Origin of the sequence: Myxococcus dinghuensis, from assembly GCF_024198235.1 — a bacterium.
GTDB classification, from domain to species: domain Bacteria; phylum Myxococcota; class Myxococcia; order Myxococcales; family Myxococcaceae; genus Myxococcus; species Myxococcus dinghuensis.
In genome coordinates this window covers 228,103-246,401 of sequence record NZ_JAKCFB010000007.1, presented here as the reverse complement: position 1 = coordinate 246,401, position 18,299 = coordinate 228,103, and the positions used below count along the sequence as shown (strand labels likewise).

14 protein-coding genes are annotated in these 18,299 nt (G+C 71.8%); 10 read left to right on the top strand and 4 right to left on the bottom strand.

Going from position 1 to position 18,299, the window contains the following annotated elements:
- Positions 1-10: 10 nt before the first annotated feature.
- The 5 genes from LZ198_RS13165 (at position 11) to LZ198_RS13145 (ending at position 7,295) form a co-directional block, all read left to right on the top strand.
- Entirely contained in the window at positions 11-2,485 is a 2,475-nt protein-coding gene (locus tag LZ198_RS13165; RefSeq protein ID WP_253972280.1) for an AAA family ATPase, read from the top strand.
- On the top strand, positions 2,482-3,717 hold the full coding sequence (locus LZ198_RS13160; RefSeq protein WP_253972279.1) for a hypothetical protein: 1,236 nt from the start codon (positions 2,482-2,484) through the stop codon (positions 3,715-3,717). Before LZ198_RS13165 ends, LZ198_RS13160 begins: the two co-directional genes overlap by 4 nt.
- Before the next feature lie 101 nt (positions 3,718-3,818).
- Complete coding sequence (locus tag LZ198_RS13155) at positions 3,819-4,637, top strand: hypothetical protein (protein ID WP_253972278.1); 819 nt, start codon at positions 3,819-3,821, stop codon at positions 4,635-4,637.
- A gap of 75 nt (positions 4,638-4,712) precedes the next feature.
- Positions 4,713-6,401 carry a hydrophobin family protein gene (locus LZ198_RS13150; protein WP_253972277.1) on the top strand — a complete coding sequence of 563 codons (1,689 nt, stop codon included), beginning with the start codon at positions 4,713-4,715 and terminating at the stop codon, positions 6,399-6,401.
- 51 nt (positions 6,402-6,452) lie between these two features.
- Positions 6,453-7,295, top strand: coding sequence for an AraC family transcriptional regulator (locus tag LZ198_RS13145; protein WP_253972276.1), 843 nt, complete (start codon positions 6,453-6,455; stop codon positions 7,293-7,295).
- On the opposite strand, the gene LZ198_RS13140 is transcribed toward LZ198_RS13145, so the two are convergent.
- A complete protein-coding gene (locus tag LZ198_RS13140) occupies positions 7,270-8,235 on the bottom strand; it encodes an MBL fold metallo-hydrolase (RefSeq protein ID WP_253972275.1) in 966 nt (321 codons plus the stop codon). The two genes, LZ198_RS13145 and LZ198_RS13140, sit on opposite strands and share 26 nt — an antisense overlap.
- 199 nt (positions 8,236-8,434) lie before the next feature.
- On the opposite strand from LZ198_RS13140, the gene glpK reads away from it, so the two are divergent.
- From glpK to LZ198_RS13115, 5 genes are all read left to right on the top strand, one after another.
- Positions 8,435-9,925: a glycerol kinase GlpK gene (gene glpK / locus LZ198_RS13135; protein WP_253972274.1), complete on the top strand. Its 1,491-nt coding sequence runs from the start codon at positions 8,435-8,437 to the stop codon at positions 9,923-9,925.
- The gene (locus LZ198_RS13130) at positions 9,922-11,301 is read left to right on the top strand and encodes a hypothetical protein (RefSeq protein ID WP_253972273.1); all 1,380 of its coding nucleotides are present in this window, start codon (positions 9,922-9,924) and stop codon (positions 11,299-11,301) included. The genes glpK and LZ198_RS13130 overlap by 4 nt, the downstream gene beginning before the upstream one ends.
- 44 nt (positions 11,302-11,345) lie before the next feature.
- Positions 11,346-11,657, top strand: a complete 312-nt coding sequence (locus LZ198_RS13125) for a 4a-hydroxytetrahydrobiopterin dehydratase (RefSeq protein WP_253972272.1) — start codon at positions 11,346-11,348, stop codon at positions 11,655-11,657.
- Entirely contained in the window at positions 11,654-12,937 is a 1,284-nt protein-coding gene (locus LZ198_RS13120) for a hypothetical protein (RefSeq protein ID WP_407667422.1), read from the top strand. The genes LZ198_RS13125 and LZ198_RS13120 overlap by 4 nt, the downstream gene beginning before the upstream one ends.
- Before the next feature lie 126 nt (positions 12,938-13,063).
- Entirely contained in the window at positions 13,064-14,614 is a 1,551-nt protein-coding gene (locus LZ198_RS13115; RefSeq protein ID WP_253972271.1) for a hypothetical protein, read from the top strand.
- 114 nt (positions 14,615-14,728) lie between these two features.
- Here the strand turns inward: LZ198_RS13115 and LZ198_RS13110 are convergent, their stop codons facing one another.
- The 3 genes from LZ198_RS13110 to LZ198_RS13100 all read right to left on the bottom strand — a co-directional run bounded on the left by LZ198_RS13110 (position 14,729) and on the right by LZ198_RS13100 (position 18,272).
- Positions 14,729-15,118 (bottom strand): cell envelope biogenesis protein TolA, encoded by a 390-nt coding sequence (locus LZ198_RS13110; protein ID WP_253972270.1) that lies wholly within the window; start codon positions 15,116-15,118, stop codon positions 14,729-14,731.
- 192 nt (positions 15,119-15,310) lie between these two features.
- Positions 15,311-16,393 carry a succinyl-diaminopimelate desuccinylase gene (dapE, locus tag LZ198_RS13105; protein ID WP_253972269.1) on the bottom strand — a complete coding sequence of 361 codons (1,083 nt, stop codon included), beginning with the start codon at positions 16,391-16,393 and terminating at the stop codon, positions 15,311-15,313.
- Between the two features lie 115 nt (positions 16,394-16,508).
- Positions 16,509-18,272: a hypothetical protein gene (locus LZ198_RS13100; protein WP_253972268.1), complete on the bottom strand. Its 1,764-nt coding sequence runs from the start codon at positions 18,270-18,272 to the stop codon at positions 16,509-16,511.
- Between the last annotated feature and the right edge of the window lie 27 nt (positions 18,273-18,299).

Genomic DNA, 18,299 nt, shown 5'->3' with positions numbered 1-18,299 from the left:
TTGGTGTTGAATGCCTCTCGCGCTGGTGGACGGCGACGAGGCAAGGACCCGGGTGCTTACTTCTCCGCTGCAACGACATGACGCCAATCAGCGCGCCCTGCATGTGGCGCGCGCCATCCTCGACGCGGCGACGGACCTGTCGCTCGACATCGAAGGGACCGCGGTCACCGTCACGGTGAAGCGACTGCCGCCACCGCCGTGGCCGCGCCTGCATGTCGAGGGACAGCGTGACCTGGACGAGCGGCTCGATGGCCCCTGGCCCGGCGCCGTGCAAGCCGAGTGCACGTGGACGGGAGGCTCCCGGACGCTGCTCGTCCAGGCGGACCATTTCCGGGGCCAGCCCTACAACCACCTCGTGGCGCTGCGGGTCATGCTCGTCGAGCCCCGACAGGAGCTGGTCTGGATCACCCTCGCGCTGCCCCTGCGCGACGCGCCCGAGGAGGGCGAGGTCGACGTCCTGGCGAACACCAGCATCGTCAAACGCCGGGACAGGGGCGGCGCGTCGGAGGGAGCCCAGGCCGCGCTGCGCGCCGTCGTCAGGCGCGCGGGGATTCCCATGCCCTCCGTGTCGCGCGCCGAGGCCTTCCGCGTGCGACTGCCGAACCTGGAGGTCCTCCCCTCCCACGCGGAGGCGTTCCGGAGGCTCGTCCACCTCGCGTTGCTCAAGCTGCCGTTCCTCGTGCGCGCGGAGGCCGACGTGCCCGGAGGGAGCATGCCGTTCCGGCCGGAGGTGGTGCCGCTCGAGGCGCCTCGCGGTGAGGACGCACCGGAGCCCTCCGCGAAGCGAGCCGGCATCTGGCCCCTGCCCGGCGGCGTGAGGCAGTACAAGGAGACCCTCGACACCCTGCTCGCATGGCTCGCCGAGGAACCTCGCACCATCGAGACGTTCGAGCGGCAGTTGTTGGAGCGCTATGGCGTCAATGGCGAGACAGCCATCCTGACCTACCGGCGCATGCTCACCAACCTGGGGCTCGCCGCGGAGACGGACGGGCTGATTCACCTCACCGAGCTCGGAGAGAGCTACCTCGCAAACCCAACACCTCACCGCCTCTTCGACATCCTCCATGCGAACTACGAGGGCATCCTCGCGACGCTCCTGATGACGAGCGCTCCCAGGGGTGCCAGCGGTGAGGAGATCCACCGGCTCCTCAAGCTCCTGCTCGAGACGGACTGGAGGTCCACCAACCAGACCTCTTTCCGCAGGAACTGGTTGTTGTCCCTGGGGCTGACGGAGCGCACTCCCCACGGTGACGTCATCACCGACCTGGGCCGACAGGTGCTGAGCGCGCACGCGGAGGAAGTGGAGCGGCTCCGCTCCGGAACCGGGTGGAGGCCTGGACTCTTCTCCAGCGAGACGGGCACGAACGATGCGCATCGTGTGCTCACGGTGGAGCGCGCGAACTCCTCCGCCGAAACACCCGGGGACGACACCGAGGCCCCTGACACGGACCTCGAGGCCCCGGTCGTCGCCACCCCCTCCCCCGACGAGGGCGCGCCTCCGGGCTGGAGCACGGAGCGCCTGGACCTCACGACGGCCCACGTCCAAGCGCACCTGGGCACGCTGGAGTTGCCCACAGGTGTGCTCGACCGCGCGTGCGCGGCGCTCTCGGCGGGCAAACACCTGTTGCTCGTCGGACCTCCGGGAACGGGCAAGACGGAGGTCGCCCACGCGCTCGCGCAAGCAGCACGCACGGAGGGCTACTGTCGGGGACTCTTCGAGGCGACCGCCTCGGCGGACTGGTCCACCTACGAAACCATCGGCGGCTACGCGATGGAGCGTGACAGCTCGCTGCGCTTCCGTCCCGGCGCCTTCCTCCGCGCCCTCGAAGCCTGGCAGTGGCTGCTCATCGACGAGCTGAACCGCGCGGACGTGGACAAGGCCTTCGGCGAGCTGATGACCGTGCTGGCCGGTCGAGGCACGGACACGCCCTTCGAGCTGGACGGCGGTCGCCGCGTCTCCATCGGCTTCGACGCGGGCCGCTCGCACCGCGTGCCTCGCACGTTCCGCGTCCTCGCCACGATGAACACGTGGGACAAGACGTCGCTCTTCCGGCTCTCCTACGCCGTGCAGCGGCGCTTCGCCATCATCCACATCGGCCTGCCCTCGGATGACGCCTACGCGCGGCTCATCTCCCAGGCCGCGCTGGGCCCGGGCCTCGACGCGCCATTCGAGGAGACCGCCGTCCAGCGCATCACCCGGCTCTTCCGCCGCGACGGCCTCCTGGGACACCGCGACATCGGCCCCGCCATCGCGCTCGACATCGTGCGCTACATGCGTCGGCGTCAGGCCTCCGGTGACGGACTCGCGGAGGCGCTCGGGATGTTCCTCCTGCCGCAGCTCGAAGGGCTCCCGCTGGACAGCGCGCGACAGGTCCACGAGCTGTTCCTCTCCGCCCTCCAGGGCTGGACCTCCGACACCGCGCGCAAGGAGCTCCAGGCCCAGTGCGCGGAGGTGTGGCCGCCTGGAGCGGTGCCCGGGACATGACCACCGCGTCCGCGCCGTGGGAGGACTTCCTGCGGGGACACTTCCCGGGCTACCTGCTGCCCGAGTCCCACCGACAGGGCATCGACGCGGCGGACGCGGCGCGCTTCCTGGAGCGCATCACCCAGCGCCCCGAGCAGCTCCACCTCCTGCTCCTCGCCAGCCTGTTCGCCGCGCGCATGGACGCCCTGCGGGACTTCGCCTGGGTCCAGCTCCCCGAGTTGATCCGCACGCTCCACGCGCGCACGGAGGTCCACGCGAAGACGTGGGAAGGCGGCTACCAGGGCCGCCTGGACGTACGGGCCACGCTCGCGCACCACCTCAACGGCAACCCCACCCGCTTCGTCACCCGCGCCCGCCGTCGCCGCTTCGACCTGCCCGAGCAGCTCCTCCTGCGCGCCACGGTGCGCCGACTCATCGCCGAGCTGGCGAAGCTCCGCCTCGCCGGAGTCACCGCGAGCTACGGCTGGAGCCAGGACGCACAGGCCTGTGAAGGGCAGCTCCACCACCTGCTCGCCTCCACCGTGCTCCGTGAGATTCCCGAGGAGCGCATCGACGCCTTCCACCTCAAGGCCGCCACGATGGCGCGGCACGCGGGCTACACCCTCGCCCGGGAGTGGTTCCTGTGGTTGGAGGACGTCGGGTCCATCGACCCGGAGCGCCGCGCGCGACTGCTCGCGGAGGGCGCGCTCGTCCCGCTCAAGGACCACACCCGCTTCGAGCTGGCCGTGGCCGTCCGACTGCTCCAGTCCCTCGAGACGCGCCTGAAGACCACCCAGCCCGGGCGCTGGCGGATGGAACGCACGGCGGTGCTCCCCAGGCGCGCGGAGCTGGCCACGCTGACTCGGGAGGACGGCGCGCGCATCCAGCTCTTCTACAACCAGTCGGCGCTGGACTCCGGCGCCGTGGAGGCGGGCTCGCGGCACTACCTGGGGCACACCGGACGCATGCGCCCGGACCTCACCCTCATGCTGCACCACCCGGGAGCATCCGCGCGCGCCGTCGTCGTGGAGATCAAACACTCGTCGAACACCGACACCCTGCTCGCGGGTTTCCACGAGGCCCACCTCTACCGACTCGAGTACGGCGCATGGCTCACCGGCTGGCCGCAGGCCGTGCTCGTCTCCTCCGGCGCCATCGCGGGAACACCTCGACGCGAGGACCCCGTGGTCGCGGTGGACTGGGTCCACTGGGTCCCCGACCTCGTCCTCGACGGTCTGCTCGACGGGTTCTGAGTCCCACGTGACTCGCGCGTGGCGACTGTCACGCGGAGGTGCCTCGAAGCAGCCTGGACCCCGGCGCTGGTATGCTGCGCTCCATTCTCGAGGGGGGAGACATGAGCGACGAGACGGGTTCCGCGCCGGTGACTCCGGCGAAGAGCGTGCCCACCGCCAGTCCGAGGACGGAGAACCAGGTGCTGGTGGTCTTCACCATCCTGTTGCCCCTGGGCATCTTCGCGGCGGCGTGGTTCATCGAGCCCGGCTGGAGCTACATGTCCACCGCGGGCGTGCTGACGCTCTTCCTCGCGATGCTGGGCTACACCCTCACCGGGTCACCGTTCGGCGTGCTCATCAGCGAGCGCAACCTCATGAGCCTGTCGCGCTTCCAGGCCGTGGTGTGGACCGTCATCGTCCTCGCTGGCTACCTGACGATGGTCGTCGCCCGCGTGAGGGCGGGCACGCCCGACGCGACGTCCGTGAGCATCCCCCAGGAGCTGTGGTGGGCCATGGGCATCTCCTCCACGTCGCTGCTCGGCACGCCGCTGCTCCAGGCCGCCAAGCGCCTCAAGACCCCCGACGCGAAGCTGCTCCAGAGCACCGCGAGCCAGCTCGGAGAGAACCCCGAGTCCGTGGAGACGCGACGACAAGGCACCCTCTACGCGAACGCGAGCGTCCTCGACGCGCGCATGGCGGACATCTTCCAGGGAGACGAGGTCGGAGACACCGCGCACATCGACCTCGCGAAGGTGCAGATGTTCTATTTCACCGCCATCGCCGCGGTGAGCTACTTCGTCGACCTCTCCATGGCCGTCCGGCGCGGAGAGACGCAGGCGCTCCCCGCCCTGTCACAAGGCTTCGTGGCCCTGCTCGCCATCAGCCATGGCGGCTATCTGGTCAGCAAGTCCACGGACCACTCCAACGCCCGTCCGACGTGAGCCCCGACATGCGCGGGCGAAGGAAACGGGGGACGCCCGTATAGCCAGGAGTCGTTCTCCTGGAGGGGGATCCTCATGCGTCGTCTCGTCGTCCTCGCGGCCATCGTGCTGCCGTGGCTGTCATTGGCGGCACCGGTCAGCCGCTTGAATGTCAACACCAGCAGCGACAACTCCCGAACCTTCGTCGGCATCACCCCGGACCGTCCCGTCCTGCAGCTCTTCATGAACCACGTGGACCGCGCGACGGATGTGTCGCTGCAGTTCTCGGGGCCGGTGTACGCATCGAAGCAGGACGACTGGCTGCGCCTGCGTGTCCTCGACGGCTGTCTCAACGAGGTCTTCTCACAGCAGTACCCGCTCAGCCTCACGCTCGGCACCAACCAGCGCAACTGGTTCAACTTCCCCCTGGGCGTGAACCTGACGCACGGCAGCTACTACTACCTGGAGGTGTCCACGCGTTACGGCGGCTGGGACGGCAGCGCGCAGCTCGTCGTGAACAACGCGCGTTACGAGCACGGCCGGATGTTCGCCTCCGCTTCGATACAAGGGCTCGGCTTCCCGGAGAAGAAGGACGACGTGACCTTCATCCTCAACGGCACCGTCGAGGAGACGAAGGCCTGGTATCCGATGCCGACCACGAACGTGCTCTGCCCCGGGCGCTGTCAGGTGCTCGGCACGGAGAAGCAGGGCTACGGGCTGCGCAACCAGTTCAACGTCATCATCCAGGAGACGGGCACGGCTGGCGCCACCGGCTCGTTCTGGAGTGACTACCTGGCCGACCCGGCCCTGCTCACCCTGAAGGAGAACGTGCGCCGCGTCCTCGAGGACCCCAGCGGTCCACCCCAGGCCGGCGGGCGTCAGACGGCGCCGCTGGCGCAGACCGTCCCCTTCAACGCGTACTACGGGCAGATGAACTTCTACGTCGCGGTGGAGAACCCCGCGACGGACCCTCGCGCGGCGAAGGGCTTCCTGTACTGCGCCAACATCGACGCGCAGATCTCGGTCAAGACGGGCTCCTATGCCTCCTATGGCGCGACCTACTTCGGCGGAGACATGCCGCGCCCCTCCCCGGGCCAGCCCTGGCAGCATGACTTCTCGCGCGGCATCCTCCAGCACGAGCTGCTCGGCCACGGCATCGGTCAGCTCACGGAGGAGTACATCCTCCCGACGGACGCCGGGGCGACGGTGCAGACGGTGTTCGCCCCCAACATGGACCCCATCGGCTGTCCGTCCTGGTGTGGCTCCGCGTCGACGGTGAACCAGCTCATCACCCAGATGGCGGCGGACCCGAACGCGGCCTGCTGGAGCTACGACGCGACCACGTGCCAGGCGCATCAGGCGCAAGGCAGCAGCCCCCGCTGCCTGAAGCTGAGCGGCTTGAGCGACCCGGGCCTCGCCTGGTTCGGCGGACGCGCATGTGCTCCCGCCACGGTGACGAACTACGACATCGGCCAGTCGTGCACCGGCAACACGGGCTGCTACATCGGCAAGACGAACGGTGGGCTCATCGTCGTCAACGCGGCCCAGCCCGGCGGCGACATCATGGGGGCGCTGGGGCGCTCCGGCACCGCGGCCCAGGGCTTCAGCACCGCGATGGAGAACCACCTCCGGGACGTCATGGACTGCTTCTTCCCGAACACCTGCGCCTTCTACCCGGAGGCGCGCTGCGTGGCGTTCCAGTCGAAGTGGAGCGCGGGCGGCAACCGCACCGTCTTCGCCACGCGGGCCAACGCCTGCGAGAACAGCTGGTACCGGCGCCGTTGATATGCTCCTCCCGGGTGCGCCCCTGTCTCGCGCACCCGGGAGGACGTCGCGGTGCCCAAGCCCCTGGTGGACGTGGACGCGGCGCCCGCCTCCGCCTTCTGCCTCACCGACGAGCTGACCCCGTTCACCTCCGGCTGGCACACGCACAAGCGCCACCAGTTGCTGTACGCGGCGCGCGGCGCGCTCCACCTGGAGGTCGCCGAGGCCCAGTGGCTCCTGCCCCCCCAGCGCGCGGCCTGGCTCGCCGGAGGCACGCGCCACCGCGTGCGCGCCACCCAGCCGGCCACCCTGTGCACGGTGTACCTGGAGCCCTCGCGAGTCCCGCTGACGCCGGAGGGCGCGTGCCGCGTCTTCGTCCTGCCACCGCTCGCGCGGGAGATGCTGCTGTACTCCACGCGCTGGGGACCGGAGCGCGCGCCGAGGGACGTGGTGGCGGAGAGCTTCTTCTCCACCCTCGGCCACCTGCTCACGGAGTGGTCCGCGGAGCCGCGCGACTGGCGCCTACCCCGGGCCCGGACGCCGGAGCTGGAGCGCGCCATGGCCTACACCCTGGCGCGGCTTTCGGGCGCGGCGACGCTCGCGGGCGCGGCGAAGGCGGCGGGCCTGTCCCAGCGCACCCTCGCCCGGCGCTTCGAGGACGAGGCCGGCACGTCGTGGCGTCGCTTCCTCCACGACGCGCGCATGCTGCGCGCCATGGAGCTGCTCGCAGAGGACGGCGCCCGCGTCACCCAGACGGCCTACGCGGTGGGCTTCGAGAGCCTCGCCGCGTTCACCCACGCCTTCACGGACTACACGGGCGAGCGCCCCCGGGACTTCCGCCAGCGGGTGGCCCGGAGCGCGCCGCTGCCACCCCGCCCGACGGCGCGCGCTACCCGCCGCACGCGACGCGGTTGACCAGCCCGTAGATGCTGTACTGCACCATGTACGGCAGCGCGTAGTCGGGGAAGGCCGCCGTCGCGCGCTTCGTCAGCTCCGCGTAGTGCGGGCTCGCCGCGTCTCCGCACAGCTCCGCCTTGCGGCCCCCCAGCTCCGCCGCGTACGCCGACACCAGCGACTCCACCGTGCCCAGGTAGCGCTGCTGCGCGGCGATGGCCTCGGCCACCGGCGCGGAGACACCCCGGCCGCCGTACACCGTGGCGCGCGGCCACGCGGACAGCTCCTCCAGCGCGGCCTTCCACGACGCGAGGTCCGGCCGCACCTTGCCGTCCACGATGCCGCCCTCCAGCCACGCGTGGGCGCCGTGGTGCACCAGGTCGCCGACGATGAGCGCCTCCCGCTGGGGCAGGTACGCCACGGTCTGCGTGGTGCTCACGCCCGCGTGCTTCAGCTCCGTCAGCTCCACCTTCGCGTCGCCCTCCAGCGGCAGCGAGAACGTGCCCGTGAACGTGAGGTCCACCTTCGCCTGCGCCGGGTACGTCTCCTCCGTGAAGGCGTGGGCGACGCTGACCCAGTAGTACTTCTTGTACGCGTGGACGGCGGGAATCGCGGCGGCGGTGGCCTCGCTCGCCACCACCTTCGCGCCCTCGCGCTGGAACACCGCCGCGCCGTTGAACTTGTCCGGGTTGGGGTGGGTGACGACCACATAGCGGATGGGGTGGTCCGTGCGGGCGCGGATGGCGGCGAGCACCTTCTGGGCCTCCCCTTCCGTGAACTGCGTGTCGAAGACGACGACCTCCGCGCCGGTGTCGTAGAAGAACGAGTGCGTGTCGAAGCCGTTCGCGTCGCTCGTGTAGTGCTGGACCTCCGAGTCCTTCGGCGCGGAGGGCGTCCCCGCGCAGCCGGTGGAGAGCGCGGCGCCCAGCGCCAGGGCCTTCAGGTTCGTGGTGACTCGCATGATGTCCGTCCTCGTGTCGTGGGCCGGGGCGACATGTCCCGGCGAGCGAGCTGGACAGTGCCTCTGGGGCCGTTGGCGCGCTTGCGCGCATCCGCCAGCGATTTGTTCCCATCCGCCAGTCGACGCCGCATCCCCATGCGACTGGGACGTGGAGTAGGTTCCCGTCCAACGCGCCGTCACCGTCGGGAGGACCCACCCCATGCCGAAGGCGAAGTACGTGCTGGCCCTGGACCAGGGCACCACCGGAACCCACGTCTCCATCCTCGATTCGAAGCTCCGCGTGGTGGGCAAGTCCTACAAGGAGTTCACCCAGCACTTCCCCAAGCCGTCTTGGGTGGAGCACGACCTGGACGAAATCTGGGCCTCCAGCGAGTGGTGCATCGCCCGCGCCCTGCGCGACGCCGGGCTGCACGGCCGCGACATCTCCGCCATCGGCATCACCAACCAGCGCGAGACGACCGGCCTGTGGACCCGCGACACGGGCAAGCCCCTGCACCACGCCATCGTCTGGCAGGACCGGCGCACCGCGGACTACTGCCGCAACCTCAAGGAGAAGGGCGCCGAGCCGCGCGTGCGCGAGACGACGGGCCTGGTCATCGACCCGTACTTCTCCGGCACCAAGCTGCACTGGCTGATGGAGCACCTCAAGGGCGTCCGCGCGAAGGCCGAGCGCGGCGACGTGTGCTTCGGCACCATCGACACGTGGCTCGTCTACAAGCTCACCGGCGGCACCACCCACGTCACCGACGTGTCCAATGCCAGCCGCACGCTGCTGATGGACCTGCGCACGCTCCAGTGGAGCGACGAGATGCGCTCGCTCCTGGGCGTGCCCGGCGCGTGCCTGCCGCAGATTCGCGGCTCCGCGGAGGTGTACGGCACCACGCGCGGCATGCGCAGCCTGCCGGACGGCATCCCCGTGTCGGGCATGGCCGGGGACCAGCAGGCCGCCCTCTTCGGCCAGGCGTGCTTCGAGCCCGGCGAGTCCAAGTGTACGTACGGCACCGGCGCCTTCCTGCTGATGAACACGGGCACGGAGCCGGTGCGCTCGTCCGCGGGCCTGCTCACCACCGTGGCGTGGCGGCTGGGCGGCACCGGCACCACCACCTACGCGCTGGAGGGCAGCAGCTTCATCGCCGGCGCGGCCGTGCAGTGGATGCGTGACGGGCTGCGCGTCATCAAGCGCGCGCCGGACATCGAGGCGCTCGCCGCCAGCGTGAAGGACTCCGGCGACGTCGTCTTCGTGCCCGCGCTCGCGGGCCTGGGCGCGCCGCACTGGCGCCCGGAGGCGCGCGGCCTCTTCGCGGGCATGGACCGCTCCACCACCGTGGCCCACATGGCGCGCGCGGTGCTGGAGGGCATCGCCCTGCAGATCCACGACCTCGCGGACGCCATGCGCCGCGACAGCGGCCGCGACATCCCCGTGTTCAAGGTGGACGGCGGCGCCGCGGCCAACAACCTGCTCATGCAGTACCAGGCCGACCTGCTCGGCGTCCCCGTCGTCCGCCCGCGCAACCTGGAGACGACGAGCCTGGGCGCGGCGTTCCTGGGAGGACTCGGCGCGGGCGTCTGGGACAGCACGGACGCCATCCGCCGCTCGTGGAAGGCGGAGAAGACCTTCCGGCCGAAGATGAAGGCCGACACGCGCGAGCGCCACCTCGCCAAGTGGAAGCGCGCGGTGGCGCGGGCATGACGCCGCGCGCCCGGGGGGCTCGCTGGGCCGTCGCCCTGCTGGCGCTGGCGGGCGTCGGCTGCCCGGGCCAGCCACCCGAGGTGTGCCTCGTCGGCGCACCGTCGCCCACGACGCCGCCGCGCATGTTCGCGGTCGACGAGGAGGCCGTCGTCCCCGCCGTCGCGACGCTGCCCGTCGATTGCGGCACGACGTCCCTGACGCCCAACACCCTCCCGGAGTCGGTGACGGTGACGCTGACGGACCCGGACAACCTCCCCGTGGAGGCCACCGTGGAGCTGACGCCGGACCGGACGGGCGCCACCGTGCGCTTCACCCCCACGCGGCTGGGCCGCCACCACGCCATCGTCGCGTTCGCCCCCGTGGGCAGCCTCCACCAGTTCGACGTCCAGGTCGCCGAGAACGGCCGCGACCGCCCGGAGCTGGCGCGTCTGACCCCGGGCCGCGAGTGCCTCTATCTCGACCGCACGCGACGCGGCACCTGGGTGTGCGACGACGTCGCGTTGAAGGCCACCCCGAACACGCACCAGGACCTCGGCGCGTTCGGCGAGAGCAGCACGAAGGTGGCCGGGGACGTGGTGTGGACGGTGTCCTCCGAGGGCAGCGTGCGGCGCTACGTCGACGCGGGGGCCAGCGGCGGGTTGACCCTCACCGGCACCTCTCCGCTTCCACCGAACGCGCTCTCGAACCAGGAGGCCTTCGCGCGGCTCGCCACGGAAGACGAATACCTGCTGCTCACCCCCCGCCGGCTCTACCGCTACACCTTCACCCCGGAGCAGGGCGTCCAGGCCGCGCCCTCCACGTCCTGGGTGAAGGAGGACACGGGCAACGCCAGCCAGGTCGCCCTCCGCGCGGGCGCCACCCTGTGGCTCATGCACAGCACCTCCACCTCCTCGCCGCCCAACCTCGGCACCCACGTCTGCCCCTTCGTCCTCGGCCCCTCGGGCGGCTACGTGGCCCGGCCCGACCCGGGCTGCTACGACCTGACCGGCGTCCCGCTCGCGTTCGAGGAGGACGTGGTGTGGACGTGGGAGACCCAGTCGCGCGGGGAGCAGATGCCCGTCCATGTCCTCTACCGTTACGTGGCGACCGAGACGGGGATGGTGCGCCAGGGCATCGTGCAGTTCGAGACCCAGTTGTCCCTGTACCCGGGCTCGCTGCGCTACGGCACCACCCTGCCCCTCGTGGCCAACCCGGCGGGTCAGGGGCCGTTCGCCACCGTCCGCTGGAACCCATCCACCCAGGGCGTGACATTCGTGCTGCACCCGAAATCGTCCAGCGCGGGCATCGCCCCCCGTGCCTCGAGCCACTTCGTGTGGGGGCCCTCCCCGGACAACCCGAGCGAGCTTTCCGTCTATCCGTGGCCTCCTCCGCCCTGACGGCAACGGCTTTCCTCGGGCGCTGGAGCGGATATGAAGAGGCCATGGCCCACGACCGCACGCTGCTGACGCCCGAGGCGCTCCAGACCTTCCTCGCCCAGCACCCCGACTGGAAGCACGAGGGCGGGATGATTCGCCGCGCCTACGAGGCGCCCTCCTTCCTCGCGGGCATCGCCTTCGTGGAGAAGGTGGCGCAGGCGGCGGAGAAGGCGGACCACCACCCGGACATCGACATCCGGTGGCGCAAGGTGACGCTGGCGCTCGTCACGCACGACGCCGGGGGCCTCACCTTCCGTGACACCCAGCTCGCCAGCGAAGCGGATGCCCTCTTCGCGGAGGTGGTGCGGGCGAAGTGAAGACCTCCGGAGTGGCGGTGTCGAAGCGGTGGAGGCGGTGGGCGGGCGCGGCGGCGTGCGGCGCGGTGCTGGTGACGGCGCCCGTCGCGAGCGCCCAGGACGAGACGCCCGTGGAGCCGCGCCCGGAGCGGCTCTACTTCAACCCGGGCGCGCTGCTGGGCTCCGCGCGCGTGGTGGCGCTGGGCGGGGCCTACGTGGGCATCGCCGAGGGCGCCGCGGGCTTCCCCAGCAACCTGGCGGCGCTCGCGCACCGGGGGCCCACGCTGGAGAAGGACTGGGACCTGGGCGTCACGCTGTCCTGGCTGGACCTGCCGTTCACGAGTGGACGCACGCGGGACGTGGACAACGACGGCAAGGCGGACGCGTCGCGGGACCGCCGGCAGCTGCTCGGTGGACTGCTCCTCCAGTACAAGCGCTTCGGCATCGGCTTCGCGCTGCGCAACAGCGCCGTCACCTACTGCGCCACGGAGGCGTGCGCCGGGGACGGCGAGCGCATCCGCGTGTCGATGACGCAGTCGGTGCTGGCGGGCGCGGTGTCCTTCGGCCAGGACGACTTCATCCTCGCGCTGGGCATCTACGCGGCGCAGGCGACCTTCCAGTTGGCGTCGGGTGGGCCGGACCTGCGCTACGGCGACACGGCCGTGGCGGTGGACATGCTGTACCGGCCCCACGGCCGCCCCTGGCGCCTGGGCGTGACGGTGCGCCCGGAGGTGGTGGCGGACTGGCGGCGCGAGGAGGGCCAGTCGCCGGTGCTCGCCGGACGCACGCTGTTCGGCGCGGTGGTGTCGCCCGCGGTGCTGTCGCTGGGCGCGAGCTGGCGGATGGGCGAGGGCGCGGAGCGCTACAACCGGCTGTCCCCCGCCGCGCGGCGGCAGCTCATCCTGGAGGGGGACGCGCTGCCCGTCCCCGACGAGGAGCCCAAGGACGCCCCCGCCGGACGCTGGCTCATCAGCGCGCAGGTGGACCTGCTGTCCAGCGTGGACAACGCGGTGCCGCTGCGCAGCTTCGCCTCCACGGCGGAGGAGGAGCCGGTGGGCCACACCACCCTGTTCGCGCCCCGGCTGGGCGTGGAGCACGACACCGTGCCGGGCATGGTCCGGCTGCGCGCGGGCGTGTACGCGGAGCCCTCGCCCTTCGACGGGCGTCCCCCCCGGCCCCACATCACCGGCGGCTTCGAGGTCTTCGTGCTGCGCTACTGGGAGGACTGGTCCATCAGCGCCTCCTTCGACCTGGCCAGCCGCTACACCAACGTGGGGCTGTCCATCGGCTTCTGGCGCTGACGGCCGCCTGGGCGTGGCGCGACGACGGGGCGCCACGCCGTCGCGAGCGGACAGGCATGCGGACGTCGTACCTGGTATTGCTGGCGCCTACCGGCGTGGCGAACCTCCGTGAGCAGAGGGGGCGTCATGCATCTGGAGCGGTGGTGGTTCCGGACTGTCGTGTGCGCGACAGCACTGGGCTGGTTGGGGTTGGGAGTGGGCTGCAGCAGCAAGAGCGACGCCCCCGATGACGACACGGAGTGCCGGAACGGCTGTCCCGAACAGGAGACACCGCCCCCGGACGAAGAGGTCCCCCCGCCGAGCGGGGAGACGCCCGACGCCGGGACCTCGCCGCCGCCCCTGGAGCCTCGACCGCCACCGCCGCCGCCCACCAGCGGCAGCACGCTGTGGCTGACGCGCGAGGGCTCCGCGCAGGACGACCTCGCGCTGGGCGCCGCGGTCGACGCCAACGGCGACATCCTCACCGTGGCGGTGCACGAGCTGGATGACCTCCAGGAGCGCGAGCCCACGGACAACACGGTGCGGCTGGTGCTCTCCCGCCACTCGGAGGCCGGGGAGCCGACGTGGACGCGCGGCTACGCGGTGCGCGTGGCGGAGACCCCCGAGGCGCTGTTCGCCAACGTGCAGGCCCGCGTGGCGCCCGCGCCGGATGGGGGCTGCTTCCTCGCGGTCGCCGCCGACGGGGTGGTGGACTTCGAGCCCCAGGAGCTGGGCAACGGCGCCTTCCTGGCGCGGCTGGACGCCGCCGGCAACCTGGTGTGGGCCAGCCCCGTGAACGGAGAGGGCATCACCGTCATGGACCTGGCGGTGGACGCGCAGGGGCGGCCGGTGGTGGCCCTCAACTCCGCCGGCTGGTCGGTGCTCGGCGAGGGGGTGGAGGGCGACGGCGCGATGGTGGTGCGCTACTCCCCGGAGGGAAAGGCGGAGCGGGCGGTGCCCATCGGGCGCGCGGACGGGCGTGACTCGCGGGTGGACGTGACGACCATCGCCCTGGATGGCCAGGGGCGGCTCGTGGTGGGCGGCCGCTACGTGGGCGCCGCGCGCTTCGGCAACCAGCGCTTCACCTCGGAGGAGGACGGCAGCCCGTTCCTGGCCGTGTACCAGGACTCCGGGGCGCTCGCGTGGGTGCACGCGCTGCACCAGGCCAGCGGCACGCTGAAGGACGTGGGCGTGGACGCGCAGGGCACGGTGGTGGCGCTGGGCTCGTTCCTCGGCACCGTCTCCTGGGGACAGAAGCGGCTCGAGGGACACGTGTACCGCGCCAGTCCGTTCCTGGTGTCCGCGGACAAGAATGGCCGGGAGCGCTGGAGCCGCAACCTGGGGGACGGCCTGCTGGCGGGCGCGCTCGCGGTGGAGCCGGACGGGAGGCTGGTGGTGGCGGGCTTCACGTACTCGCTCATCGTGGATGGCGAGTCGGGGCCGGATGGGCTCGGCTCGGCGCAGCCGGTGGCGCTGCGCTACGGCGCGGACGGCGCTTCGGTGGGGCTGAGGCTCTACCTGTCCGACCCGCCCCGCGCGCGCGGCGAGCTGTATGGCGTGGAGGACATCCCCTTCGTCGGCCTGCTCGCGAACGGGGACGCCGTCCTCTTCGGACACACGGACCGGACCTCCGACTTCGGCACCGGCCGCCAGACGCCCGCGCGCAGCGACATCTTCCTCCTGAGGATGATGCGCTGAGCGCGCCGACGCGCGCCCCGGGCGACTCGGGGCGCGCCTCTCCAGGGCCCGGTGGAGGCCTTGGACCATCCGGACCTGGCGGGAGGGGTGCGCGTCCCCGGAAGGGGGACGTGCCTACTTGCGCGTCGAGCGGCGCGTCGTCTTCCGCGCACCGCGCCGCGAGGTCGTCACCTTCTTCGCGGCACGACCGCGGCCGGTGCTCTTGCGCGCCGTGCGCCCCGCGACCGCCGACTTGCGGGTGGTGGCCTTGCGCGCGCCACGACGACCTCCCTTGGTGGCCGCCTTGCGCGCCGTCTTGCCCCGCGCCGACGTGCTCTTGCGGGACGTCTTCTTCGCGCGAGCACCGCCGCGCGCGGCGCCCTTGCGCGCCGAGGTGCGACGCGCGCCACCGCGGCGCGCGCTCGTGGACTTCCGCTTCCGCGTCGAGGACATGGGCAGGCCGGGGTCCAGGTCCGAGGCGGCGACGACGTCGGTGATTTGCGGATTGACGGTCTCTTGAGTCATTCCATCTCCTCCAGTGAGGGAGAACGGCTGGCGATACACGACGCAGGGTACGCCCGCGCGCGCGACGAAGAGAGCCCTCCGCGACGAAGATGAACGACAGCGGACGAATGGCTCGCGCGCATCGCTCGCGAGCCGACGTCCGCGAAGCCGGAGGAGCGCGCGCGGGAGGCCGGAAACTCGGCCTCCCCGGCCTCAGCCCCGGAGGAACGCGGCGAGCTTCTCGTACGCCACGGCCAGGGGAGGGATGGGCGCGCTCTCGTGGGCCTGGTGCGCCTGGGCCGTCTCGCCGGGGCCGTAGTTGATGGCGTCCACGCCCCACTCACCGAAGCGCGCCACGTCCGTCCACGCCTGCTTGGACGCGGCGGGCAGGCCGGTGATGGCCAGCAGCTTCTGGAACAGCGGGTTGCCGGCGACGACGGGGCCGCTGGGCGAGGCGTCCGTGAACTCCACCTCCGCGCGGCCCGCGACCAGCTCGAGCACGTCCTGCTTCGCCCGCGCGATGCTCTTGCCCGGCGCGAAGCGGTAGTTGAGGTTCAGCTCGAACGACTCGGGGATGACGTTGCGCGCCCGGCCGCCCTTGGCGAGCGTGGCGTTGAGGACCTCGTAGAAGGGGAAGCCCGCGACGTCCACCTCCACCCGCTGGCGGGCGAGCAGCTCCGCCAGGAACGGCCCCGCCTTGTGGATGGCGTTCTCCCCCTGCCACGGCCGCGCCGAGTGCGCGCTGCGCCCGGCGAAGCGCACCGTCACCTGCATGGAGCCGACGCAGCCCACCTGCACCACGCCGTCCGTGGGCTCCATGGCGATGCCGAACCTCACCTGGGCCAGGTCCGGCCGCTTCGCGAACAGCGGGATGAGGCCGCTCTCCGCGTAGGCCCCCTCCTCCCGCTCGTAGAAGAGGAACGCCAGGTTGACCGGCAGCGTGTCGCGCCGCAGGTCCTCCGCCAGCGCCATCATCACCGCCAGCCCGCCCTTCATGTCCGACGCACCCAGCCCGTGGACCCGCTCACCCTCGATGCGCGGCTCGCGGCCCTGGTCGCTGGGGTGCGCGGGCACCGTGTCCAGGTGCCCGATGAGCGCCACCGTGGGGCGAGGGTCCGAAAGCCTGCCGAGCAGCAACGTGTGCCCCACGCGGAAGATCTCCCCTGGAGGGAAGTGCTGGGCCGCCCATCGTTCGATGAAGTCGGCGATGGGGCCTTCGTGCGTGATGGGACTGGAGATGCGGCACAGCTCGAGCGTCGTGTGGGCGAGCCTCGTGGCGAGGTCTTGAGAGGACATGCTGCGACGCACCATACCGCCCTCCCCGCACCCTCGCGGAAGTCCCCCCCACCGCGGTGACGAATGGCCGACCCGAACCCCCGCCCTGGGGCGGAAGCTTGGAATTTCAACCACTTCAGAAGGTGCGGATGAAGTCCAACTCCGCGTCGGGGTTGCGACCGCCGCCCGCGTCCGAGGGGGTGACGCCGGGGCTCGGCCGCTCGGGCGTCACGGGGCTGCCGGCGGCCTGCCACGCGGCGACGTGGCGGAACGAGTTCGCGTCGAAGCCCGCCAGCATCAGCACGTGGGGCAGCTTGGAGGGCAGCGGCGCGTTGTCGTGGGCCGCGAGGTTCCACAAGACGACGTCCACCGGCCCCAGCGCGCGGTGCCACGCGTCGAGCGCCGCGAGCAACGGCGGGGTGCCCGCGTCCAGGTCCACGCCCAGCTCCCGGAGCAGCGCCGCCTTGCGGTCCGCGGCCTCGCCCCGGGTGTCGCCCAGCGACTGGAACTCCGGCGGGTGGAACTGCATGTCGGAGAAGAAGTAGAGCGTGCGGGGACGCGGGCGCGAGGGCTCCGCCAGGAGCAGCTGGATGAGGCTCACCACGGAGCCCGCCACCTGGGTGCTGCCCCAGCCCGGCCCGCCGCGCAGCGCGTGCGCGAGGTCGAACACGCCCTGCCCCCGCTTGCGGTCCTCCACGAAGATGTCGTCGGAGAACGTCGCCGCGTAGCCCAGCTCGCGCGCCATCACCGCCGCCAGCGTCACCGCCGCGTCGCCCACCGTCGCCTGGCTCTGCGTGCCGCCCAGCGACGCGCCGAACATGGAGCCGGAGATGTCCGCGATGCCCAGGCTCCCGCCCTCGGGCAGGAGGCCCTCGCACACCCGCTCCAGGATGGCCTCGAAGACGGGCTCGATGGCGGGCGCCGGCTCCGCGCGGTAGCCCGGACGGTTCGAGCCGGCATGGGCCGCGCTCCACCCCATGTAGACTTGATGGGGCCACAGCCCGGCGAAGCGCCGCTTCCGCGCCATCTCCACCAGCGTCGCCACGGGGATGCCCGCCAGGTACATGGCCCGCACGTAGCCCTTGAAGGCCAGGTCCGGCAGCAACCCCGGCACGTCCAGCACGCGGCGCCACGTCTCCTGGGTCGACCCCATGAACGACAGCGCCTGCTCCGTGGACAGGCGCCCCTTCACGAAGTTCTCCACGCTCGCGTCGCCCTGGAAGAACGCGCGCCGGCCCTCCAGGAGCGCCAGCCCCTGGGTGAGGCCCTCGCGCGCACGGGTGGGCGCGTGCAGGTAGCGGTAGAGCTTCAGCGTGCGCGCGTCCAGGTGCGCCTTCGCCAGCCCCATCACGTCCACCAGCCGCAGGCTCGCGTGCTTCCCGTTCGGCCGCCGCCGCGCCAGCGGGAACTGCCGCCGCGCGTACTTGAGCAGCTGGTACTCGTCGAACTGCGCCAGCGCGCGGGCCAGGCCCTTGCGCGCGGCCTCCGGCACCTCGCCCAGCCCCAGGTTCTGGAAGTGGGTGACGAACAGCACCGCGTCATCCGCGCGATGGCGCAGGCCGCGGAACGTGTACTCCTCCGTGAAGGGCCCCTCCGGGTCCGCCGCGGCGAGGATGGCCGGCGCGAGGCTGCCCTGGATGCGGTTGCCCTTCCCCTCCACCGGGTCGCGCATGTACGTGGCGAACTTCCAGCCGAAGCCCCGCTCGTGCCGCTCGGCGGCCAGCAGCGCGGCGGCGTACGCGCGGAGCGCCTCCACCTGCGTGGCGTAGAACGAGTCCCCGAACAGCGCGGCGCCCTGGGTGAAGGTCAGGTGCGTGAGCGGGTCCGTCTGGGAGAGGTCGAAGGCCACCGCGCCCTCGTGCGTGAACGTCGCCACCACGTCGCGCAAAACCCCCGGCATGCCGCTCTCCCCTCGGAAGGAAAGTCG